At 32.6% G+C, this 528-nt stretch carries 2 protein-coding genes; one reads left to right on the top strand and one right to left on the bottom strand.

What is annotated here, in order from left to right; all coding sequences use genetic code 11:
- Positions 1-239, top strand: a 239-nt coding sequence (locus F8C76_RS17820) for a zinc ribbon domain-containing protein (protein WP_152132946.1), incomplete at its 5' end; no start/stop codon positions are given.
- 169 nt (positions 240-408) lie between these two features.
- On the opposite strand, the gene F8C76_RS17825 is transcribed toward F8C76_RS17820, so the two are convergent.
- On the bottom strand, positions 409-528 hold a 120-nt coding region (locus tag F8C76_RS17825; protein ID WP_152132947.1), incomplete at its 5' end, for a type II toxin-antitoxin system mRNA interferase toxin, RelE/StbE family.

The raw sequence follows: 528 nt of genomic DNA on the forward strand, positions 1-528 counted from the left end.
GCTCTAATTGTCAAAAGGTTAAACAAGATTTAAAACTTAAAGATAGGATTTATCAATGCCTAGAGTGTGGCTTTGAATTAGATAGAGATATAAACGCTGCTATCAATCTTTTAAAGCATTTAGTAGGTAGAGTTACTGCCGAATTTACGCCTATGGACTTGACAGCTCTGTTGAATGATTTATCCAAAAATCGTTTAGTAACTAGCAAGGTTGAACTAGGAATACAACAAAAATCCTAAATTAAGAGAATTTTATAGCTCTTTATAGGATTTTATAGGTTTGTAGTAACGGTTTGTAGCCCAATAATAAGCTAAAAATAGCCTTATTTCATCGTTTCATTCAAAAACTGATGATTAGGTTGGATTAGAATTGAAAATTCATTCTAGGCGATTTTAGGAAGAAATTTGTCTAAAACAACTCACTATGGCTACCAAGCCTAAGCAACCAAAGAGTGTTATTTTTGACTATATAAACTAACAAAACATCAGGTCTAATGTGGCATTCTCTACAAGGATACCACTCGCCTTT

The organism is Flagellimonas olearia, from assembly GCF_009184425.1.
GTDB classification, from domain to species: domain Bacteria; phylum Bacteroidota; class Bacteroidia; order Flavobacteriales; family Flavobacteriaceae; genus Flagellimonas; species Flagellimonas olearia.